Origin of the sequence: Selenomonas sp. F0473 (assembly GCF_000315545.1) — a bacterium.
Taxonomy (GTDB): Bacteria; Bacillota; Negativicutes; order Selenomonadales; family Selenomonadaceae; genus Centipeda.
This window is the reverse complement of sequence record NZ_JH992902.1, coordinates 29,953-30,644: the sequence shown is the minus strand read 5'-3', so window position 1 is coordinate 30,644 and position 692 is coordinate 29,953.

The window sequence follows — 692 nt, the reverse complement described above, 5'->3', positions numbered from 1 at the left end:
ACTTGCAGCTCGCCGCAGCTTATCGCAGCTTATCGCGTCCTTCTTCATTTCGAAACGCCTAGGCATCCGCCGTATGCCCTTCTTCGCTTGACTTAACTTTCCCGTTGCACATGCGCGGCTTCGTCTCTCCTACCGTCTGCGTTGTCAGCTTCGACGTCGTAGCGTTTTACTACGACTTTCTCAGCTTCCTAGCATACGGCAGAATTTACGAACCCGATCTCACATGACATCGGAACTTGTCTTACGACTAAAGGTATTTTCGCTTTATCCTAATTTGCTTGGGAAAATCTATTCTGTTTCTTTCTATCCCGTTGCCGTGATAGATGACCTCAGTGAGGAAAGTATTCTCATACTTCCCTTTTTAGATTTTCGTGTTTCTTCTGTGTAGTTTTCAGTGAACAATGACGCGAATCAGGATTTTTGCGCCTAGCTTTGTCATTTCGTCAAACGCTTCGCTTGATGTAGGACTACTACACCTGCGCTCGCGTTTTCCTCATTCCGCGCTATGCATCAAAACTTCTGTTTCGCTTAGGTTCTCCCACAATCGTGAGATTCCTTATAGAGGATAATATACCCTCAAAACTAGACAATGCAGATGCCAAATGACCGACCTAAAGTTCTCGTCTCTTTGTTTGGAAAACGTCCATCTTTGCGCCTAGCTTCGTCACTTCGTCGAATACTGCAGTCGACGT